The following is a 5,356-nucleotide window of genomic DNA, read 5'->3' on the forward strand; positions in this document are numbered from 1 at the left end:
GTTCCACCGATTCTGCGAGCGGGTGGCGGCGCGACTGCCTTTCGGCCTGAGTTCGGTTGTCGCCCCGACCTTTCTGGGCTTCGCACTGATCAACAGTTTCACCTTCGGCGTGGACATGGCGCTGTTGACGGTGCTGCACAGCGGTTACGGGGTGCGGCTGCCGGTCGCGCTGACGGTGGGCTACGTGTGCGCGTTCACGCTGGCGTTCTTCCTGAACCGGACCCTGAACTTCCGGTCACACGCCACCGTCGGCCCGCAACTGGTCGTCTATGTGGTGGTGGTCGCCGTCAACTACCTGGCATTCATCGTCGTGCTGCCGACCTCGCTGGCCGCGGCCGGCCTGCAGTATCACCTTGCCCGGCTGGTGGCCGGCTGCTGCGAGGCGGTCTACATGTATACCGCGATGCGGATGGTGGTGTTTCGGCGCTGAAACCCCAACAATGGCTGCATGGCTCCTCAGCTGGCTCGCAGGCACGTCCTCGTCGGCGCGGGCGCCGTGGTGGGGGCCGGGGCACTGGTCGCCTGCGCGGGCTCCGAGGACGAACCCGCGGCAACCCAAGCTGAAACCGGAGTTCTGGCCGCCACCTCCGAGGTGCCCGTCGGATCAGCGCTGATCGTGGACGGCATCGTGCTCACCCAACCGAAGGCCGGCGAGTTCACCGGCTTCTCCGCGGTCTGCCCGCACGCCGGATGCGCGGTGTCCAAGGTCGACGGCGCGAAGGTCCTCTGTCCGTGCCACGGCAGCACCTTCGGGCTCGACGGCGCGGTGATCTCCGGCCCGGCGCGCGAACCGCTGGCCCCGGCGCCGATCACAGTCCGGGGCGATTCGATCGTGGCGGGCTGAAAGCTCGTTACGATCATCGGCTGTGGTGGACGACCAGCGCGGTGAACCGGCGCCGATACCGTGGTACGAGGAATCGTGGGCGGTCGTCACTGCCGGCGCGGCGGGGGTTCTCGCGGTCGGTGTGCTGATCTACGCCGTCGTGCAGACCTCGGAGAACTCGGTGGAACCCTCCTACGGTCCGCAGTACACCGACTACTCCGCATCGACGACCAGCGCCACGTCCACGTCCACGACCACATCGCGGACCACCAGGTCGACGACCACGACCACCACCACCACCACGACCACCGAATCGACCAGCACCGAGACGACCCCGTCGCTGGACGACGAGAACCCGTTCATCCTGAATCCGTTCGCCACCACGACGACGGAATCGGGTTGAGCGTTTAGCAGGCCGATTAGCCGGGGATGTGATCGTCTGACAGAATCAGCCCCGAGGGGAGTACTCCTGCGCTGCAGTGTCGTCATCACGTCGTCTGTCATCGGACGACCGGTGCTGCAGGCCCACGCGATGTCTGCGCGGGCGGAAGAGACCTCGGCCGTTGATCGACGACCGGAGGCTCCAACCATATGAACGTGTCCGCACTCGAGTGGGGGATCACCCTCGCCGTCACCCTGGGCGTCCTGCTCGTGGATGTCGTGGTGTTCGGCAGACGGCCGCATGAGCCGTCCACCCGGGAGACCTCCATCGCCCTGACGTTCTACGTCGGCCTCGCCATCGCCTTCGGCATCTGGACCTGGACCTTCCATGGCAGCCAGTTCGGTGTGGAGTTCTTCGCAGGCTGGCTCACCGAGTACAGCCTCTCGGTGGACAACCTGTTCATCTTCTTGATCATCATGGCCAGCTTCAAGGTGCCCAGGATCTACCAGCAGCAGGCGTTGCTCGTCGGCATCATCCTGGCGTTGATCTTCCGCGGCATCTTCATCGCCCTCGGCGCGGTGGCCATCGAGCAGTTCTCCTGGGTCTTCTACATCTTCGGTGCGTTCCTGATCTACACCGCCTTCAAGCTGGCCAAGGACACCGAGCACGATGACGACGCCGAGAACGGCGTCGTCCGGTTCGCCCGCAAGCACTTGAAGTTCAGCGAGCAATGGGACGGCCTGCGGTTGTGGGTCAAGGAAAACGGCTCCCGGGTGATGACGCCGATGTTCCTGGTGATCGTCGCGCTGGGCACCACCGACCTGCTGTTCGCCCKGGATTCCATCCCGGCCATCTACGGGCTCACCCAGGAGCCCTACCTGGTGTTCACCGCGAACGTGTTCGCCCTGATGGGTCTGCGCCAGCTGTACTTCCTGCTCGGCGATCTGCTCAAGCGCCTGGTGTACCTGTCGCAGGGCCTGGCCTTCATCCTCGGTTTCATCGGCGTCAAGCTGGTGCTGCACGCTCTGCACGAAAACGAAGTGCCGTTCATCAACGGTGGCGAGCCGCTGCACGTCCCGACGATCCCGACGCTGGCCAGCCTGGGCGTCATCATCGTCACGCTGGTCATTACCACGGTCGCCAGCCTGTACAAGACACGTGCCGACGCCAAGAAGGCCGACGACACAGCCGAGAACACGGCCGACGGGGAAGCCCCGGCCAAGCCGGCCGAGTAACGGTTGAGCGGGGCGCCGATATAAGCGCCCCGCTCAAACCCGTTATCCCGCCGGTCAATTCACTAACGTAGGTCGGCATGTCGTCCGCTGCCGTCCGTAAAGCCGTCATCGGCGCCTCCATCGGCAACGCCGTGGAATGGTTCGACTTCGCCATCTACGGGTTCCTGGCCACCTACATCGCCGCCAACTTCTTCCCGTCCGGCGACGAGACGGCGGCGCTGCTGAACACCTTCGCGATCTTCGCGGCCGCGTTCTTCATGCGTCCGCTCGGTGGGTTCGTCTTCGGGCCGCTCGGTGACCGCATCGGCAGGCAGAAGGTGCTGGCCCTGGTGATCCTGCTGATGTCGGCGGCCACCCTGCTGATCGGACTGCTGCCGACGTATTCGGCCATCGGCGTCGCGGCCCCGCTGTTGCTGCTGGTGCTGCGGTGTGTGCAGGGCTTCTCGGCGGGTGGTGAATACGGCGGCGGCGCCGTGTATCTGGCCGAATATGCCGCCGACAAGCGCCGCGGATTCGTCGTCACCTTCATGGTGTGGTCGGGGGTGCTCGGTTTCCTGCTGGGCTCGATCACCGTCACCCTGCTGCAGGCCGGGTTGCCGGCCGCGGCGATGGACAGCTACGGCTGGCGCATCCCGTTCCTGCTCGCCGCGCCGCTGGGTCTGGTCGGCCTGTACATCCGGCTGCGGTTGGACGACACCCCGGAATTCACCGACCTGAGCAGCCGCGACGAGGTTGCCGACCGCCCGTTGCGGGAGGCCTTCGCGACCTCGTGGCGGCCGATCCTGCAGGTCATCGGGCTGTTCCTGATCTTCAACGTCGGCTACTACGTGGTGTTCACCTTTCTGCCGACCTACCTGATCAAGACCCTGGCGTTCTCCAAGACCGCATCGTTCGTCTCCATCACGCTGGCCAGCCTGGTCGCCCTTGTGCTGACGCTGCCGTTCGCGGCGCTCTCGGACCGGATCGGGCGCAAGCCGATGCTGATCGCCGGTGCGGTGGCCTTCACGCTGCTCAGTTATCCGCTGTTCCTGCTCCTGACCTCGGGGTCGCTGGTGGCCGCCGTCACCGCGCACTGCGTGCTGGCCGCGATCGAATCGATCTACATCTCCACGGCCGTGACGGCCGGCGTCGAGCTGTTCGCCACCCGGGTGCGCTACAGCGGTTTCGCCGTCGGCTACAACATCTGCGTGGCCGTGTTCGGCGGCACCACCCCGTACGCGGTGACCTGGCTGACGGCCGAGACCGGTAACCCGCGGGCGGCGGCGTTCTATCTGGTGATCGCCGCGGTGCTGTCCCTGGGCACGGTGCTGACCCTGCGCGAATCGGCGGGTAAACCGCTGGTGACCACCTGACCCCGGTGCCGGGGCGAGCGAAGCGACGGGATGGCGGGTGGACCTGCGATGATGTCGGAATGAGACCAGGGACCAGGCCGACCAAAGCGGATGTCGCGCGGCTGGCCAACGTCTCACCGGCGACCGTCAGCTATGTGCTCAACAACGTCAAGGGCCAGACGATCTCGGCGCAGACCCGCGCGGCCGTGCAGGACGCGGCCAAGTCCCTTGGGTACCGGCCCAACCTGGCCGCCCGCAATCTGGCCCGCGGCGGCAGCGGCGTGGTGCTCTACATCGTGCCCCGAATTGCGTTGGGCGAGTTGCTGCTTGAGGTGGGTAGCCGGCTGACCACCGAACTGGCCCGCCACGGTGTGGTGCTGTCGCTGCAATTCGAGACCGATGACGGGCGCAATGTCGTCGACGCCGTGGCCGACCTGAACCCGATCGCGGTCACCAGTGTGTTCCCGCTCGGCGGTGCCGCACTGGAGGCGGTGACCCAGGCGGGCATCCCGCAGATCTATCTGGGCAGCGCGCAACTGCACGCGATGGGCGAGCTGCATCTGTCGATCGGCGCGATGCGGATCGAGCACCTGGTGGCCCGGGGACATCGCCGGATCGCGTTCGCCTTCGCCGGCGACGAGACGCTGCGACCACTCGGCGACTACTGGCTGACCGGCCTGCGGGCGGCCGCCGCGGAGCTGCCCGAGATCGTCACCGAGACCGTCGCCGCCGACGGCTCCGATGCCGCCGACGTGGTGCGGAACTGGATCGCGGCCGGTGTGACGGCGGTGTGCGCGCAGAGCGACGAGACCGCGCTGGTGGTGCTGCACGGCATCAGGGAGGCGGGCCTGCGCTGCCCGCAGGACCTGGCCGTGATGGGCGTCGACGCGATCCCGCTGGGTGCGGTCAGCGGTCCGCCGTTGACCTCGGTCGGCCTGGATGCCAAGACGATCGTCGAGGTGTCGGTGGCGGCCATGATGACCGAACTCGGATTCCCCAGCGTGCAGGAGCCCAGCAGCGACAACGTCGCGCACCTGATCCAGCGCGCCTCGACCTGACGGTCACATCCACGCTTGCCCTCCGGGGAGTGACCCGCGTAACTTACGCGAGTAAGTGAATGCCCCCGGAGAGGTGAACAGGTGACCGTCGACGCCAGCAAAGACGTGTACTTCGACCCGTACAACGTCGAGATCAATGCCAACCCCTATCCGGCGTTCGCCCGCCTCCGTGAGGAGGCGCCGCTCTACTACAACGAAGAGTTCGACTTCTACGCGCTGAGCCGGTTCGCCGACGTGAACAAGGCACTCATCGACCATGAGACGTTCAGCTCGGCCCGCGGCGCGATCATCGAACTGATCAAGGCCAATATCGAGATTCCTTCGGGCGCGCTGATCTTCGAGGATCCGCCGATCCACACCACCCACCGCAAACTGCTCGCCAGGATGTTCACCCCGCGCAAGATCGCCGCGCTGGAACCCAAGATCCGCGAGTACTGCGCGGCGGCGCTCGACCCGCTGGTCGGCGCCGGGAAACTCGATTTCATCACCGACTTCGGCGCCATCATGCCGATGCAGGTGATCAGCAC

The 5,356-nt window shown here is 66.3% G+C and carries 6 protein-coding genes and 1 pseudogene; all 7 read left to right on the plus strand.

The window, feature by feature from the left end:
• A partial coding sequence (locus tag AC1DTF_RS31950; protein WP_477476979.1) for a GtrA family protein occupies positions 1-430 on the plus strand: 430 nt, incomplete at its 5' end.
• 18 nt (positions 431-448) lie between these two features.
• Complete coding sequence (locus AC1DTF_RS31955) at positions 449-844, plus strand: QcrA and Rieske domain-containing protein (protein WP_477476980.1); 396 nt, start codon at positions 449-451, stop codon at positions 842-844.
• Between the two features lie 22 nt (positions 845-866).
• Positions 867-1,226: a hypothetical protein gene (locus AC1DTF_RS31960; protein WP_477476981.1), complete on the plus strand. Its 360-nt coding sequence runs from the start codon at positions 867-869 to the stop codon at positions 1,224-1,226.
• A 188-nt stretch (positions 1,227-1,414) separates the two neighbouring features.
• On the plus strand, positions 1,415-2,440 hold the full coding sequence (locus AC1DTF_RS31965) for a TerC family protein (RefSeq protein WP_477476982.1): 1,026 nt from the start codon (positions 1,415-1,417) through the stop codon (positions 2,438-2,440).
• A 77-nt stretch (positions 2,441-2,517) separates the two neighbouring features.
• A complete protein-coding gene (locus AC1DTF_RS31970) occupies positions 2,518-3,792 on the plus strand; it encodes an MFS transporter (protein WP_057168145.1) in 1,275 nt (424 codons plus the stop codon).
• A 59-nt stretch (positions 3,793-3,851) separates the two neighbouring features.
• Positions 3,852-4,829 carry a LacI family DNA-binding transcriptional regulator gene (locus AC1DTF_RS31975; protein ID WP_477476983.1) on the plus strand — a complete coding sequence of 326 codons (978 nt, stop codon included), beginning with the start codon at positions 3,852-3,854 and terminating at the stop codon, positions 4,827-4,829.
• A gap of 81 nt (positions 4,830-4,910) precedes the next feature.
• Positions 4,911-5,356, plus strand: a pseudogene (locus AC1DTF_RS31980) (cytochrome P450); the annotation flags it as partial.

It is taken from the genome of Mycobacterium sp. P4_H6 (assembly GCF_056400845.1).

Coding starts and splice junctions, on each gene's coding strand:
- AC1DTF_RS31955 (WP_477476980.1), top strand. CDS start 449: ATGGCTCCTCAGCTGGCTCGCAGGCACGTCCTCGTCGGCGCGGGCGCC.
- AC1DTF_RS31970 (WP_057168145.1), top strand. CDS start 2,518: ATGTCGTCCGCTGCCGTCCGTAAAGCCGTCATCGGCGCCTCCATCGGC.
- AC1DTF_RS31975 (WP_477476983.1), top strand. CDS start 3,852: ATGAGACCAGGGACCAGGCCGACCAAAGCGGATGTCGCGCGGCTGGCC.